This window comes from Nitrosomonas sp. Nm34 (assembly GCF_900113925.1).
GTDB lineage: Bacteria > Pseudomonadota > Gammaproteobacteria > Burkholderiales > Nitrosomonadaceae > Nitrosomonas.
The window spans coordinates 46,889-62,362 of record NZ_FORD01000019.1 but is presented as its reverse complement, the minus strand read 5'-3'; the positions used below and the strand labels follow the sequence as shown (position 1 = coordinate 62,362).

General features: G+C 48.1%; 8 protein-coding genes and 2 pseudogenes. 6 read left to right on the top strand and 4 right to left on the bottom strand.

Annotation, left to right across the window (positions count from 1 at the left end):
* The coding region (locus tag BM283_RS09510; RefSeq protein WP_090692419.1) for an IS630 transposase-related protein at window positions 1-236 on the bottom strand (236 nt) is incomplete at its 3' end.
* 41 nt (window positions 237-277) lie between these two features.
* Here BM283_RS09510 and BM283_RS09505 point away from each other — a divergent pair.
* The 4 genes and pseudogenes from BM283_RS09505 (at window position 278) to BM283_RS09490 (ending at window position 9,581) form a co-directional block, all read left to right on the top strand.
* Window positions 278-595: a hypothetical protein gene (locus BM283_RS09505; RefSeq protein ID WP_090692409.1), complete on the top strand. Its 318-nt coding sequence runs from the start codon at window positions 278-280 to the stop codon at window positions 593-595.
* 938 nt (window positions 596-1,533) lie between these two features.
* Window positions 1,534-5,751 carry a DEAD/DEAH box helicase gene (locus tag BM283_RS09500; protein WP_090692407.1) on the top strand — a complete coding sequence of 1,406 codons (4,218 nt, stop codon included), beginning with the start codon at window positions 1,534-1,536 and terminating at the stop codon, window positions 5,749-5,751.
* Between the two features lie 531 nt (window positions 5,752-6,282).
* Window positions 6,283-7,844, top strand: a pseudogene (locus BM283_RS09495) (IS3 family transposase).
* Window positions 7,845-8,267: 423 nt separating this feature from the next.
* Window positions 8,268-9,581 (top strand): annotated as a pseudogene (locus tag BM283_RS09490) (IS1380 family transposase).
* Between the two features lie 324 nt (window positions 9,582-9,905).
* On the opposite strand, the gene BM283_RS09485 reads toward BM283_RS09490, so the two are convergent.
* The gene (locus tag BM283_RS09485) at window positions 9,906-10,910 is read right to left on the bottom strand and encodes a hypothetical protein (RefSeq protein WP_090692406.1); all 1,005 of its coding nucleotides are present in this window, start codon (window positions 10,908-10,910) and stop codon (window positions 9,906-9,908) included.
* Window positions 10,911-11,023: 113 nt separating this feature from the next.
* Here BM283_RS09485 and BM283_RS09480 point away from each other — a divergent pair, with 113 nt between their 5' ends.
* On the top strand, window positions 11,024-11,416 hold the full coding sequence (locus BM283_RS09480) for a hypothetical protein (protein ID WP_090692403.1): 393 nt from the start codon (window positions 11,024-11,026) through the stop codon (window positions 11,414-11,416).
* A 415-nt stretch (window positions 11,417-11,831) separates the two neighbouring features.
* Here BM283_RS09480 and BM283_RS18800 read toward each other — a convergent pair whose 3' ends face one another.
* Complete coding sequence (locus BM283_RS18800; protein ID WP_175492086.1) at window positions 11,832-12,008, bottom strand: hypothetical protein; 177 nt, start codon at window positions 12,006-12,008, stop codon at window positions 11,832-11,834.
* A 435-nt stretch (window positions 12,009-12,443) separates the two neighbouring features.
* On the opposite strand from BM283_RS18800, the gene BM283_RS09470 reads away from it, so the two are divergent.
* Entirely contained in the window at window positions 12,444-13,700 is a 1,257-nt protein-coding gene (locus BM283_RS09470; RefSeq protein ID WP_090692398.1) for a CAP domain-containing protein, read from the top strand.
* A 445-nt stretch (window positions 13,701-14,145) separates the two neighbouring features.
* Here the strand turns inward: BM283_RS09470 and prfB are convergent.
* A protein-coding gene (gene prfB, locus BM283_RS09465) for a peptide chain release factor 2 (RefSeq protein ID WP_139225234.1) occupies window positions 14,146-15,262 on the bottom strand; the annotation gives its coding sequence in 2 pieces (ribosomal slippage) (window positions 14,146-15,180 and window positions 15,182-15,262; 1,116 coding nt in all).
* Between the last annotated feature and the right edge of the window lie 212 nt (window positions 15,263-15,474).

The following is a 15,474-nucleotide window of genomic DNA, read 5'->3' as shown; positions in this document are numbered from 1 at the left end:
CGTTTGGCGCGCTCGTACTGATACGCGTCCGGATAATTCTTGATGTCCTGCGCCAACATTTCCATGTTGATCTTGGTGGCAGGTTTGTTGCGGGTGGTCTTGGGATCGGGAGTTTTGATCCAACGCATCACGCTGGCGACCCCTACATCAAAACGCTTGGCCACTTGTACGATTGAGAGGTTCTCCTTCTCACGAACGGATAATACTTTACGGCGAAATGATATCGGATAGGTCATCTGTAAATTATAATCAATTTATAGGAGACATGCTATAGAAGATGAATTTAAGGCTGCTTACCATCTACGCTGCTTTTTGGCGGGTTCTATGCCCTAGTACCGCTATTGCCAAGGAAGAGCTCTCGATGCAAGAGATTCTCTCCGTTGCAAAGATGACCGGCGCATGCGGCATTTTGCAAGCACAGTCAGCCTTTCAGGTAAACACAAAACTTGAAGGTGGAGATAAATTCATTGAAAGATTTTGGAGTACTGAGGCTGCAAGGCTTGGAAAAACTCCCCACCAATACATAAAGGATTGCCAAGCCTCAATAACTGCGTATGAAAGTATGTGGAAACTTGCGAGCGAGAAAGAAAAATAAAATACTAAGGTTGGCTTCGATCATTCCGACATCAAAAACGAATTCTACGCCGTGCTCTACTTTGGCTGTATTGTCGTAGTACCAGGGCACGCACATCCAAGAAACTACGACAAGGACTATGGTGTATATGTCTCGCCAAGAAATGGTCGTGTCTATAGAACCAAGGCCGAGTGCCAGTCAGTAAAGTAGCCGTCATGATCAAAAAAGTAGTGGCTAACAAACGCTTAAGTAGCCTCTTAACTTCAACATTAGTTATTTCGTCCTGCTGCAACCCGCGTAAGGCGCAATAACCATCGGGCATTGCGCCGTATGTGCTTACCTTACCATCTGGTGCAATGCGTTACACTTATTGTACCCTACCAGCCAAATCAAACATGACTTTGTCGGCTCTTCTTGCCGTATTATTGGTACTGTCTACAGCTTGCCTTCAACGTCATGTCTGGTTTAGATGAGAATTTTTTTTAGATCATTCTTAACTGGTTAGGCTGTTTATTTTAAGTAATTTAAGTCTGAATTACTCATCAAGTAAAACCAACGGCATAATCTACACTATTTTTACCTCAATACGAATAAAATTAGCTCTCATGAAAAGCTTTTCATGCTGGAAGGTGCTCTCTTTAGCATCAATTTTGTCAGTAGGTACAAATTTTCTCGCCATAAGACTTCAGACGTAATGAAAATGGAAAAATAACACTATGGCCTAACCAGTTAATAATGATTCATAAGGTTTAGAATTTAAAGAATATATCGATGGTTTTTTTGTTTTGTTGTCTACACAGTGCTTTGGTCTGCTTCCATTTGTGTTCGGTAAGACAATGAGAATACTCTTTAAATCATTATTAACTGATTTTGCTATATATCCTCTTCACTATTGACGATTCAGTGCTAACAGTAATTAGAAGTGTCAAAACTGCAAAAATTTCTTAAAAATCTAGGCTATGTTAACTTCAGTTAAGGAAGAACGTCAGCAACTATTTGAACGCTATCACCAATGCACTCCTGCGGAACAGGCCGCAGTTAATTTATTGGCAGTTGCTTGGGGCGGGCTTAGCAAATCGCAGATTACCACGCCATTACGCAGAATTTTGAGTGCGGGTGAGGCAGCTAATATCAAGCTGGAGCATCTGCAGCACAGCGGTCTGCTCAAAATCGAGAAAACATCGTGGAATAATCAACGCCTAAGGTGCAATAAGCTTATCGTTGAACTGGTAACGCGCGGACTTGTCATAAGCGGCGCATTCGAACGCTATGTCGATCTGGTGCATCTTGCCGCACCTTTGCAAACAGCCTATCAGAAAACCGCCAAGGATGACATCCAGTTTCGTGACGATGACGAACTGATCCGGGAAGTACGCATCGGTATTTACCGGGCGGACGTACTTTACATTGAGCGCTTGTTCGGGATGCTGGAGCGGGTGCAGTATTCCTACTGGAACGGTCTGCCGCAACGCTGGCCTGAACCCGCGCCAATTTATGCAATGGTTTGTGACAACCCTTTCGAGCGGGAATGGTTTGTACACTTACCTGCAAAAATCAGAGAACCTGCCTTGCCATTGATTCTACTGCAGCAGGCTGCAGGCTGGGAGCAGGAGGCAGCGGCTTTCGATGTGTTGCGCGAAACATGCGAGAAATCAGCCGCGTCGGTGCCCGAAGACTGGCTACTATGCATGACCCTGATCTCGATTTTAAGAGGTGAGATGCAGGCCGCGCAGACTGCATTGTCCCGTTGCCCGGTCAGCTTCCGTGAGCGTGCCTATCATGGGTTGCTTTTGCTGCTGGAAGGAGATCATGACAATGCGCTGCAGTATTATCGGGAAGGTCTCAACCTGCTGCGCAAGGGACATGTCAAACGCAGGATTTTCTTTCCTGGGGTTACGGGATTTTTCTTCGTGTTGGGTTTGTTTCAGCGCAATCAAGCGGGCGACCTGGAAGAGGCTCAAAAACTTCTGGAGATGATTCCTGAAGATCATTCCTTTGGCTCAGTCTTCATGCTGATGAAGTCCGTTCCAGCGTTGGAACGGAATCAGTCCGGTGCGCTGGCACAATTGAACATGCGATTTGAGCAGATCTTACAGTATGGTCATATCAATCCCTGGGTTTTCTGGATCGGCTTGTGGCTGCTCCAGCAATACGAGCAGGCCACAAAATTATTCCCTTATCTATCGCAAGCGAAGGCTTACCAGAAACAAGCCACTCATTGCGGTTATGGCTGGCTTGCAGCGGAGCTGGCGGCACTGATCGCGCGCATTGAACCGAAGCAGACCGACATGAAAAGTGCGGCCGAGGCGTTCGAGCACGCCAAGGGTATCAGGCTGCTAGCCAATCGTAGTCAATACGTGGAACCTTGGGAGCGCGCCCTGAACGCCATCAAGAATACCGTAGTGCGTGCTACGGTAACAGGTAAGCGGGACGAAACAGCCGAATATCGTCTGGCCTGGTTGCTGTTGCGCGAGCACGCCTATCTTGGCTTCGCGCTGGAGGCACGGGAACAGAAACATAATGCCGGTGGCGGCTGGAGCAAGGGCAAGCCATTGTCGATGAAGAAGGTGGCTGAAATGGCAGAATCGACAGCTTATTTTTCCGAGCAGGATCGCCGCGTGGCCGCGCATATTGCTCCCGACCCGTACACAGGGGGATATGCCTTGTCCAGCCGTGGCTGGCTAGCGATGGTGGGTGCACCCAATGTGTCATGGAAGAATAGTGGCGTCGCCGTGGAGCTGGTTGCTGCTGAGCCGGAACTGCGGGTTAGAAAAAAGCCTAAGAGCGAGCAAGTCAAAATCGAATTCTGGCCGCTGTGCGATGAGGAAGAAAGTGTGGTGCTGGCCGAAGATGGCCTGACCCGTCTCAAGATTGTCGAACTTAAACCAAAGCACCATCGTCTCGCAGAAATCATCGGTAAAGGAATTGAAGCTCCGGTCTCCGCCCAGGAGCGCATTCTAGCCAGCCTGGGCTCAGTATCCGCCCTGGTGACCATCCATTCAGACATCGGTGGCGGAGAATTGGCTGCCGCCGAGACAGTCCCGGCTCATGCATGTCCCCACGTGCAACTGATTCCAGAAGGCGAGGGACTACGCGTCGCTATCCTGACCCGGCCCTTTGGCGAACAGGGTTCATATTGCACCCCTGGTTCCGGTGGTTCCAGCTTGATTGCGGAAATCGGTGGCAAGCGCCTGCAAACCCTGCGCGATCTCAAGCTGGAGCGAAAACTGGCGAATGAACTCATCGCGCTTTGCCCCAGTCTCGGCACTCAGGCGCAAGAGGTAACCGCTTTTCACTGGCTGTTGGGAGATACTGAAAGTAGCCTAGAGTTTTTGCTGGAACTGCGGGAAGCAGGCGCTAAGGCCCAGATCGAATGGCCACAAGGGGAAAAACTCAAAGTACTGGGTCAAGCTGGATTAAGTCAGTTCAGCATTAAGGTCAAGCAGCAACGTGACTGGTTCAGCGTTAGCGGCGAACTCAAGCTGGACGATGGTCAGGTACTGAACATGCAGCACTTGTTGGAATTGACGGAAAACGCCCAGGGCAAATTCATCCGCCTTGATGAAGGCCGCTTTTTGGCCCTGACCGAGGCATTCAAGAAGCGCTTGGACGATCTGCGTGCTTATTCGGAAAAACATGGCAAAGATCAGCGGCTCCATTCGTTGGCGTTACCGGTCATGGATGAAATCGCCGAAGAAGTAGGTGAGTTCCAAGGTGATGCCGCTTGGCGCGCGCAATTGAAGCGATTGCGCCAGGCAGAACAAATCCAACCGAAGCTCCCGTCCACTTTACAGGCGGAGTTGCGAGATTACCAACGCGACGGCTTCGAATGGCTGTTTCGGCTGGCCACTTGGGGCGTAGGAGCTTGCTTAGCCGATGACATGGGCTTAGGAAAGACCTTGCAAGCCTTGACCATGATCTTGTGCCGCGCCAGCGAGGGGCCGACGCTGGTAGTTGCGCCGACTTCGGTTTGCATGAATTGGCAGAGCGAGGCGCAACGTTTTGCGCCGACTCTCAACATTCACATCCTGGGCGGCGGTGATCGGCAAAAGCTGATCGAGAGCTTACGTCCAATGGACCTGTTAATTTGCAGTTATGCTCTATTGCAGCAGGAATCGGTCGGTAAATGCCTAGCCGCACCTATCTGGCAAACCATCGTACTGGATGAAGCTCAACTCATCAAAAATCCGGCAACCAAGCGTTCCCAGCAAGCCATGGCTCTCCAGGGCCTGTTCAAGATCATCACCACTGGAACACCAATGGAAAACCATCTGGGCGAACTTTGGAATCTATTCCGATTCATCAATCCCGGCCTGCTCGGTTCTCTGGAAAGCTTCAACCGCCGCTTTGCGGGGCCTATCGAACGCAACCAGGATCGGGAAGCGCGCCAGCGGCTAAAACGCATGATTCAACCTTTTATCTTGCGGCGAACTAAGACACAAGTGCTGGATGAGCTGCCGCCACGCACCGAGATCGAGCTGCAAGTGGAACTGAGTGAGCAAGAAGCAGTATTTTACGAAGCCTTGCGCCGCAATCTGTTGAATGAGCTGAATGAAACTCAGGCAGCCGAGGAAGATAAACGCTTCAAAGTATTAGCAGCCATCACAAAGCTGCGTCGGGCTTGCTGCAATGTGCAGCTTGTTGCACCGGAGCTGGGCCTTTCAAGTAGCAAGCTGGCGTTGTTTGGCGAGGTTATGGATGAGCTTCTCGATAATCGCCATAAAGCCTTGGTGTTCAGCCAGTTCGTCGATCATCTCAACCTCATTCGCCGCTATCTGGACGAAAAAGGCATCGACTATCAATACCTGGACGGCCAAACCCAACCAGCGGAACGCAAGCAGCGGGTAGACGCCTTCCAGGCAGGACAGGGCGATGTCTTTCTCATCAGTCTTAAAGCCGGTGGCGTAGGACTCAATTTAACGGCTGCGGACTATGTCATCCACATGGATCCTTGGTGGAACCCGGCTGTCGAGGATCAAGCCTCCGACCGCGCCCACCGCATCGGTCAGCAACGCCCTGTCACCGTATACCGGCTGGTGACAAAAAACACCATCGAGCAGCAAATCGTGTCGCTGCACAAGCACAAGCGTGATCTTGCCGATAGCGTCCTGGAAGGTGGTGAAATCAGCGGCAAGATCAGCACGCAGGAATTGTTGAGCTTGATCCAACTTGGATAAGTTTGGTAGCTCAGGAGAAATGGCTGGAGTTCCTGCTTCTGAGTTTTCTCAAGAGGGACCAATCTGCCAGATACGTGTTTTCCGGAAGAACGATACTGTGAATCTAGGCCTGCTCCTGCGTCCACAGTGTGACAATTTTTATGAGTTATTTTTCGATTCGGTGGAATTAATACCATTTCCAAATCAAAAATGACACGAATGCAATTCACAAGCAGTATCAATAATACGGCAAGGTGAAGCCGACAAAGTCAGTTTTGATTTAGAAATAGAATAAAGCATCTGCAATTGTAAGACCGCTAAGAACAGACCATGGACAAATTTGGGTTGCATCACTCCACTATTAGTCGGATTGTTAAAAAAAGCATGAAAAAGTTAGATGTTATATAGCAAGACTTGGCCCCACTATTTGTTCACTCCACCTTGTTCCAAGGCTTCTTCACTAATATGGCTTCTGCTGACTTCCCTATGTGTCAGGATACCTTTCGCCTCAATTAAAACCTAGAAACTTGAAGGGTGAAGCGAGAGGGGAAGATGCAAAAGAGTTATTCGAAAGAATTTAAGGAATCAGTCATCAAGAAGATGATGCCACCCAATGCAGTATCTGTTCCACAATTGTGTCAGGAGACAGGCGTATCTGATGTTACGCTGTACAAATGGAGAAAAGAATACAGGAACAGGGGAATCGCAGTGCCGGGAGATAACAGTAAAGCAGATGACTGGACAGCAGAAGATAAGCTGGCGGTTGTAATAGAAGCAGCTGGTTTTAATAGCGCACAACTGAGTGAGTATTGCCGCAGTAGGGGACTATACCCAGAACAGGTTGATCAATGGAAAACGGCAGCACTGTCAGGGTATCAACGCCATGCCCAGGCTGAGAAAGAAAAGAATCGCTATCGTCAGGAAGAGCGGAAGCAGATAAAGCGTCTGGAAGCTGAACTCAGACGCAAGGAAAAGGCACTGGCAGAAACAGCCGCGCTGCTGGTGCTGCCAAAAAAGTGCGAAGCCATCTGGGGGGTGAGCGAGGAAGATTGATATCCGCGCAGGATCGTCAGATGGCCATAAAATTAATAACAGAGGCAGTAAATCAAGGTGTACGGCAACGATTGGCCTGTGAGGTTATCGGCATCAACAGCCGCACGCTACAATACTGGCATAGCATTGGCCTGACAGATCGTCGGCAAACAGTCAAGAAAACCCCCGCCAATAAACTCAGTGCCCAGGAAAGAAAGCATATTCTCGATGTTTGTAACAGTAAAGAATTCTGCAGCCAGACACCCAAACAGATTGTCCCTGCCTTAGCGGACAAAGCTATTTATCTGGCGTCAGAAAGCAGTTTCTATCGTATTTTACGTGATGCCGGTCAATTACATCACCGAGGTCGTACAGCCAATCCAGCCACGATAAAGAAGCCGACAGCTTATATTGCGGATGGGCCCAATCAAGTATGGTCATGGGATATTAGGATATTACTTATCTGGCCAGCACGCTTAAAGGCGTATTTTTTTACCTCTATCTGTTCATGGATATTTATAGCCGTAAAATTGTAGGCTGGGAAATCCATGAAAATGAATCATCGGAACAAGCTGCTGATGTCTTGCGAAAAACTCGGCTGACAGAGGTATTACCTGTAAAACATAAGGTGGTATTACAGCAAGACTAATGGCAGTCCGATGAAAGGAGCCACTATGCTGGCAACAATGCAGAAGCTGGGTGTTGTTCCATCATTCAGCCGCCCTTCGGTGAGTAACGATAATCCGTATTCAGAAGCATTGTTCAAAACTTTGAAATATGCACCGGCTTATCCATTCAAACTCTTTGAAAGTCTTGACGAGGCACGCCAATGGGTGTTGCATTTTGTTGACTGGTATAACAACTGTCATCGCCATAGCGGCATAAAATATGTGACGCCGGCACAGCGTCATCATGGTGATGATGTAACTATTCTTGAGCAGCGCAAACGCCTCTATGATGAAGCAAAAAAGAAACATCCGGAACGTTGGTCGGGAAAAACCAGAAACTGGTTGCACGAATCAACAGTCAGTCTTAATCCCGGTAATACGCAACCAGAAACTATGATGGAAAAAGTGGCCTAAATAATGTATTCAGGCGAAAAGTATGTTGACACCTACCGACTTCTCCCTAAACCTCGTTCGGTAGATCTCCCCGGATAAGGTGCTAAAACTTTCTGCCCGTGCCGCCAAGTTCTATCTCGTACGTCTTTCGGTAACGGTCGGATTTTGTGTTCCCTACACACTCATCGCCCGCACTCGGCCTCACTGCTTGTTCGTGTTCCTACGGTCGTGCTTTTGCTACGCGCTTCTTTCAGGATGACCTTGCGGTTTCCCCCTTGCATTTCACTACGGTTGTCGCTACTAACTCCGGTTATCTCCTCTCAGATAACAAGTTTTAGCCCATGCCGGGCACACTAGCCCCAATATTGCACGAAGGGAAGTGGCAATTCCCTTATAGTTCTTTATCATTCAGTTACCTATGCTGAATAAAGAAAGGAATTGCCAGTGACAAAGTGTACCCAGGAATCATTTAATTTTCCAGAGGTAAAAAAGCGTACTGTTGAAGTGAATTTCCAGGGTGGCGATATTACTTCAGATGGTGGCGTCATGTTATTGCGCCAGGTGGATAAACGCATTGGGTTGAGTAAAGCGGTTGCTCAAGTACTGGAAGACAACCGTCGGCAGGCAAGTTGCAGGCATGATAGTTTGACGCTATTGCGCCAACGGGTTTATGCGTTGGCATGTGGCTATGAAGACCTGAATGATCATCAGCAATTACGCCATGATTTGGCGATTCAATCAGCGGTTGAACGCGAAGAGGTATTAGCGAGCAGCTCTACCTTATGCCGCTGGGAGAACCGGGCGAATCGGCAAACGGCCTGGCATGTTCATCAAGTGATGATAGACCAGTTTGTGACTTCATTTAAATAAGCGCCTAAAGAACTGATGCTGGATTTTGATGCCACTGATGATGCGGTTCATGGCAAACAGGAAGGCCGCTTCTTTCATGGTTATTATGACCACTACTGCTTTTTGCCATTGTATGTGTTCTGCCAGGATCAACTGCTGGTAAGCTACCTGCGGCCAGGCAATATTGATGGGGCAAAACATGCCTGGGCCATTCTGTCATTGCTGGTAAAACGGTTCAGGCAGAGCTGGCCTGCAGTTCGTATCATTTTTCGAGGTGACAGTGGTTTCTGCCGCCGCAGAATGCTGGCATGGTGTGAGCGACATGAGGTGGGCTACCTCGTGGGTATCGCCCAGAACAAGCGACTGAATGAGATCACTGCGCAATGGCAGCAAGCGGCAGAGAAGCAATATGCCACATCAGGTGAGAAAGTACGCTGGTTTGACGAGTTTCAATATGCTGCAAAAAGCTGGCAGCGGACACGGCGCATCATCGTTAAAATCGAACATACTGAGAAAGGCAGTAATCCGCGTTATGTCGTCACCAATCTGACAGGCAAACCTCAGTCTCTCTATGATAAGCTCTATTGCGCACGCGGTGAAATGGAAAACCGCATCAAGGAACAACAGCTTGATTTATTTGCAGATCGCACCAGTTGCCACCGGTGGTGGTCAAATCAATTTCGTCTACTCCTGTCCTCCCTGGCTTACATCCTGCTGGAAACCATCCGGCGCCTTGCTCTGCAAGGCACTGAACTGGCTCAAGCCTATGTGAGCACATTGCGCCTTAAGCTGATCAAAATAGGTGCCGTTATGCTACGTAATACCCGCCGTATTCGCTTTTTACTGGCAAGTAGCTACCCTTATCAGAAACTATTCTTCCAAATGGCAGAAAGACTTACTTCTGGATAACTCATTTCCAGGATTATGAACTACCGTTTACCGCATAAAGTAGCTATGGGGTGGATGTGCTACGCCTCACAATAGAAAAAAATCTCTTTTCTGTCATAATTCCCCCAAAATACACAGAAAAACACATTCCATAGCAACAAATTCTGGATAGAAATCCGATTTATCCACTTGAAAAACGAATCTCCGGTAAATTCGCTCTTATTTTTGATGCTCGTGCAATATTCGGGCTAGGGTGCAATAAGTGCAACGCATTGCACCAGATGGTAAGGTAGCACATACGGCGCAATGCCCGATGGTTATTGCGCCTTACGCGGGTTGGTCAAATCAGATCGACTGGTCTGGCTTGGACTGCAAGGGAGCCCACCAGTCTCTCTCGTACCATCCTCTTGCACCATTTCGCAACAGAAACGAGCCAGGGGATATTCCGTCCGGTAAGATCATGTCAAGAAGCACGAAGATCACCCGCTCCAGCAGAATCGCTAAGTGCCACTCGGCAACCGCAACAACATCCAGCGATACGAAAGAGCTGCTCCCGTGTGCCAGTGCATGGCGGGCCTCTCTCAAGCCGCGCTTTTTGTTCGACCCTAGAACAGGCCAGAGGTCTGTGCAGTAATGATTCATCGCTGGGTACACGCGGAGGAATGCTTCGAACTTGTCTCGAACACTGGGCCGATTCACGACACCGATAAGCCCTCCCAGTCGCGCTGAGATTTCAGAAGCGTTCTCGCCACCTTCCACGACCACGGCTTCTTTCAGCTGTTCGAGATGCTGAATCACCGCGTGGGTTGTGACAGCAGGACTGTTTGGCGTTTGGTCACGCGTCCAAGCGGATTCGATCACCCTTTCCAGTGCGGAGAACATGAACAGAAAGCGATCTTTGGTTCTCGAGTTAGTATGGGGATTGACTGCCACTGAAAGGTGCCGCACCAGCGAGCGGGTTTTCGCATCGACTTTTCCATACGCGTGGGCCAAGCGCGTAGCGCACTCCACGAAGTCTTGAGGCCTAGCGACAAACTCGCCGCGATCCTCACGCGCGGACTGCGTCACATTCGGTTCAAGGAGATTGATCCAGGTGGAGATGGTCTGACCGTCGGTGTACATCCAGCCGTGCAGGATAACGGCTTGCCGAAACAGAACCGATAGAATCTCGAGCGAGTTCCTAAACTTCACAACCATTTGGTCGACGTCAATTGGATTGTTCGGTGGCAAACCTGCTACCGCACTAAAACCAGCAATCACCGTCGCACCTGGAATCTCTGCGTCTCGGTGGTAAATCGTTCCCCACTCCGCAACGAACCTCGTCGCGCCAAGGTCCGGTAGATCCAGCATGAAAAGATCCTCTGTGTGGGATCTGTCGCCGAAGGAAACACAGCTTGATTCCGATCGCAGGTAGGAAATGGGGCTAGATAGAAGCGAATCTCTCTCCTAGCGTTCATCGGAGGATGCCGGATTATCAGCCTTTCGACGTGGAGCAGCTCTATGGCTTCCAGTCCGAGGGTACTTTGCGAAGAAGTGGGGAAGCGGCGCCAATGAATTTCCTGCATACTGATCGTGAATGCACCCCTTTTTCCCAACAGCGTGCATGGATTAGCAGGTGGCTTTTTAGTGATGTGCTGGGCAGGCACTGCAACGTGGATCAGCGACTTTTGGCCACCTACGTTAGGCGGCTGGACTTCGCAATAGACAGGAAGCACAGCCCCGTCATCGCCTCTCAATTCGGCATCGAAATTGAACTTCATCATCCACATCCTCAGAACCAGTTTTGCAAACAAAAGGAGTCAGCTACAGAATCAAGAATTCTTGTTCTTGCGAACAACAGCCTCAATCGTCGTTGATTGCAATTAATAAAACTCTTCAATTTCTCGCTGGCTGTGTATCTATTTTATAAGCAACAATAATCACCCCGTGTTGCGGTTTTTGTATTACGCCGCAATTTCCGACAGAGGCTTTGCAATAAGCCGTTTGTACTGGTTTGATATATTTAAACCGCCTCTTTCTTTCCCAATTCTCTTCTGCTTATTTTTCTTGATTCGCAACCTATCCCCAATTCTGAGCAAGAAGTGTTGCCTTTTTTCATGAGGGCTATTCTGAACCCGTCGGCATTGTAACTACGATCCGTGAGTAGTCCTTTTGCTTTCGTCAAAGACGGCAACAGCATAGCCGGGTCCTTGCAACCGTTCATCTATCCTTCAGACAGCAGCAGATCATTTGGCTTGCCGTTGTCATCACACACGACATGAAATTTTGAGTTCAAGCAGTCTTTTGTACAGCCGATATAGTAGGGAGCACTCCCTTTTTTAGCAAGCTGGCTGCTGTGCAGTGCGCCTTGAGGTGCGTAGCGTTAATTATCAGCCGATCCGGTGCTTCAGCCTTATCCACCAGCTCTGCAAAGATATGGTTGAAGACAACCACCCAGCTCCAGCGCACAAAGCAGTTATACCACGTGTTGTACGGCCCGTACTCTTAGAGCTCATTCTCTCATTGCAGGCCATTCCTAATGACATAAATGGTCCCAATAATCACGCGCAGATCATCCCCACGTGCAGTGCCGCGGGGATAGTCAGAAATAAGGCCTTATGCTTTCTCACCTAAAGTGCATAAAAGAATTGCCGATAGCATTTATTAATTGAATAAATCATCAAAATACTTCAATTTGATTTTATAAATTCCAATGCGAGAGGGAGTAATCAATGGCCGGACTTAAGACGTTCAACGTCTCTAATTTTTCTTTTATCTACGCTCTTAACTAATAAAAGATTTTCAGCTTAGGAAATATTTATCGCAAAAAATAAAAAGCCAGCGTTTCTTTGAAAGTCGCTTTACGCATCAATTTCTACCAACCGAAAAACTGGAGCTTCACTTATGTCACAAGCTAATGCCTACGAACAATACATGCTACAACTCATCAATGCTGAACGGGCTAAGGTTGGCGCTCAACCGCTCGCTTTCGATGACAATCTAAATACAGCAGCAGAGCATCATAGTAGCTGGATGATTGATACAGACACATTTTCTCATACTGGCATGAATGGATCAGATCCAGGCGATCGCATGGAGGCAGCAAATTATGATTTTTCCGGCTCCTGGGCCTGGGGAGAAAATATTGCCTGGAGGAGCGCCCGCTCACCATCCGGTTTTGCAGACGAAGTAGAGCAAATGCACATTTCATTGATGAACTCACCAGGTCATAAAGCCAATATCTTAAATGACAATTTTCGTGAAATTGGGATTGGCCTGGAAGTCGGCCCATACAGTAGATTCGACGACGCTGCTTTTATTACCCAAGATTTTGCCAAAACATCAACCAATCCTTTTTTGGTGGGGGTCGCCTTCGATGATCTGGATGGTGATAAGTTCTATGATATCAATGAAGGATTAGGTAACCTCACCGTCACTGCCAAAAACAATACCACCGGCGCCATCACAACGACGCAGACAAGCCCCGCTGGTGGCTACCAATTGGAGCTTGCTGCCGGTAATTATACTGTCAGTTTTACTGGTAGTGAGATAACCGCAACGACCTATCAAGTTAGCATTAACAGCAAGAATGTGGAACAGGATCTGGTTGATCCAGTCTTGACTGGCGGCACTTCCACTCCTCAGCCTACGTTGGGTTCTCAACTCAATACAATCACTGGCACATCGAGTTCAGATGAACTGGAAGGAACATCTGGCGCTGATGCCATCTCAGGTTTGCGCGGTTCAGATCAACTTCATGGCCACGAGGGCAAAGATACCCTTGATGGCGGCAGCGGCAATGACATTCTATGGGGCGGAGCAGATGCTGACACCTTAACAGGTGGAACGGGCAGAGATATTTTTGTTTTTGATACGAAATTGGACGGTACTGTCGACAAAATTACGGACTTTATCCCAGGGAACGATATTATCTATTTGGAGAACAATGTTTTTACCAATCTGACCAGCGGAGACTTTCTCAACGCTAGAGCTTTCTACATCGGTACTCAAGCACACGATAGCACGGATCGAATTATTTATAACACACAAACTGGCGCTCTCAGCTATGACGCGGACGGTATTGGTGGTGCTAGCGCCCAGCAATTTGCCCAACTAACGGGTGGGCTTGCGCTGACTAATGAAGATTTTTATGTTGGCTGATTAAGTTGAACCTTTAAATAAAACTGTCGGAGGATACATACTTAAAGCGAAGCGGGTGCGATTTTGAATCAGATAGTTCAATACACGAGTGGAACTGCACCCGCTTTTTTGATGCTAAGATGAGATAACGCTGAGAGGCAGATGAAATCCAGCAGCAATTGTTTTTACTTATAATAAATACTGGTCAAAGAGCGAATGGTACACCCGCTAAATCTGGTCCAGATGGGTTTATTCATCTCATTGGCACTCATTCTTTGATCTCTGATCCCTGAGCTAAAAATTAACATGTGATACTCCTCCGTAAACAGACCGCAATCTAATAGAAACGAGATTGCGATCTGTGCTTTTCTAGAATAAGCTCAAACTCTGAATCATAGGCAGCTTGAGCTTGCCACGTAGCTTGTGAAACTCACGATTGCCAATTGGCCTCACTATTTCAACAAAATCAATCAGGCAGCGTCCCACCCTGCTTCAAGCTGGCCTCGATAAAATCATCCAAATCGCCATCCAGTACTGCTTGCGTATTGCCAATTTCAACGTTAGTCCGTAAATCCTTAATACGCGACTGATCCAGCACATAAGAACGAATCTGATGGCCCCATGCGATATCAGTTTTAGCGTCCTCAACAGCTTGCTTGGTCTCATTACGTTTGCGCAATTCCGCTTCATAGAGGCGTGATTTCAGCATGGCCATGGCATCGGCCCTATTCCGATGCTGAGAGCGACCACTTTGGCATTGCACTACGATATTGGTAGGAAGATGAGTGATCCGGACAGCCGAGTCGGTCTTATTGATGTGCTGGCCACCTGCCCCCGATGCTCGAAAAGTATCGACACGTAAATCTGCCGGATTGATGTCAATCTCGATACTATCATCGACTTCCGGATAGACGAATACACTGGCGAAAGAGGTATGGCGGCGGTTGCCTGAATCAAACGGCGATTTACGCACCAGGCGATGTACCCCTGTTTCGGTTCGTAAATAGCCATAGGCATAATCACCCGTTACCTTGAGCGTAGCACTTTTAATCCCTGCAACGTCACCCACAGACTCTTCAAGCACCTCTACCCCAAAGCCGCTGCGCTCACAATAGCGCAAATACATTCTTTCCAGCATGGCTGCCCAATCTTGGGCCTCTGTGCCCCCTGAACCAGATTGAATATCGACAAAACAATTGCTGGGATCCATAGGATTTGAGAACATACGGCGGAACTCCATATCCGCTACTTCCTTCTCAAGTTGTGCTACATCCAATAAGATGCTTTGCAAGGTTGCTTCGTCATTTTCTTCTTTCGCAATTTGCAGTAATTCATCGGCATCCTGTAATTGCCTGTTGATCGCCTCAAGTGTCAATACCACACCTTCCAGTGTCTTCTTCTCGCGCCCTAGCTCCTGAGCGCGCTGCGCATCGCTCCAGACTGCGGGATCTTCTGCCTGCCGCGTGACTTCAGTCAGACGTAACCTCTTATTATCGAAGTCAAAGATACCTCCGCAATGCTTTTTCTCGATCATTGAGACCCGTAAGTTGGTGAATCAGGCTATTAAGTTGTTCTGCTTCCATACGTTTACAATCCGAAATAAATAATCAAAGGAATATTGTAGCGTTTATTCGGTTAAATTGCCTGATTACGGTGAGCTCAGTTCCTGACGGGATTAAGCAGACTAGAATGATACTATTAATTTTTACTCTAGTATCTGGCGTAAATACTATTAATGTAGCCTCTATTAATTAACCTTCTACGGCTATCAATAATTTAGCTCTAACATATTTGG